Annotated in this window: 2 protein-coding genes; both read left to right on the forward strand. The window is 71.6% G+C overall.

The genetic code is table 11. From position 1 onward, the window contains the following. Window positions 1-211, forward strand: a 211-nt coding sequence (locus tag HMPREF3086_RS17460; RefSeq protein ID WP_246831042.1) for an SAV_6107 family HEPN domain-containing protein, incomplete at its 5' end; no start/stop codon positions are given. Window positions 212-387: 176 nt separating this feature from the next. Beyond that, the gene (locus tag HMPREF3086_RS17465; RefSeq protein ID WP_061228920.1) at window positions 388-804 is read left to right on the forward strand and encodes a DUF3040 domain-containing protein; all 417 of its coding nucleotides are present in this window, start codon (window positions 388-390) and stop codon (window positions 802-804) included. The last annotated feature ends 110 nt before the right edge of the window (window positions 805-914 follow it).

The raw sequence follows: 914 nt of genomic DNA on the forward strand, positions 1-914 counted from the left end.
GGTCGATGTCTGGCACCGGCTCGCGGCGGAGGCGCCTGAACTGGGGGAGTGGGCGACCGCCTTCGCCGGGTATTCCGCTCTAGCTGCCGCCGTCGAGGACGGGCTCCCGCGGACGATCTCAGCCCGCATGGCGGACGATTTCCTGTGGGCGGTGGGCCGCTTCATGGACCTGGTGGACCGGCGCCTGGGCGTCCTGGGCCCCGCGGCCTGACCCGTCCGGCCGCGGACCCGCCGTCCCCCTGGCCCGTCCAGGGGAATCCCGGTGGTCCCGGCCGCGTTGCCCTCGTATGATGGGGAGAACCATGACCGGCTGATCACCGTCCGCGGTCGGTGCGAACCGACCGAGCCGGCCACGCTCGTCATCACGAGCATCTGAAGGAGGTCGAAGTGCCCCTGTCCGAGCACGAGCAGCGCATGCTCAAGGAGATCGAGAGCGCGCTCTACGCCGACGACCCCAAGTTCGCGTCGTCCGTCCGTAAGACCGGCGCGAGTGGCGCCCGGCGTCCCGCGGGCCTGGTCGTGGCGCTCGCCGTCCTCGGTGTGGCACTTCTCATCGGTGGTCTGGCCCTCGACGTCAAGCCGGGCGGTTTCCCCGTGCTGAGCCTCGTCGGGTTCCTGGTCATGTTCGCGGCCGGGGTGCTCGCGCTACGTTCGACGCCGTCAGCGGGTGCGCCGGGGGTCAAGAACCCGGGCGGGCCGCGTGTCCCCGGGGCCGGGCGGGCCTCCTCCAAGTCCTCCGATGGTCGGTCCTACTCCTCGAGGATGGAGGACCGGTTCCGCCGTCGCTTCGAGCAGGGGCCCTGATCGATCGACTGCCTCCGGGCCGACCACCACGCTTCAGATGAAGGGGTGAGCGCACCAGCGCTCACCCCTTCACCCATTTCCCGGCCCACCGGCCCACCGGCCCACCGGCC

Source organism: Dietzia sp. HMSC21D01 (genome assembly GCF_001815995.1).
Taxonomy (GTDB): Bacteria; Actinomycetota; Actinomycetes; order Mycobacteriales; family Mycobacteriaceae; genus Dietzia; species Dietzia cinnamea.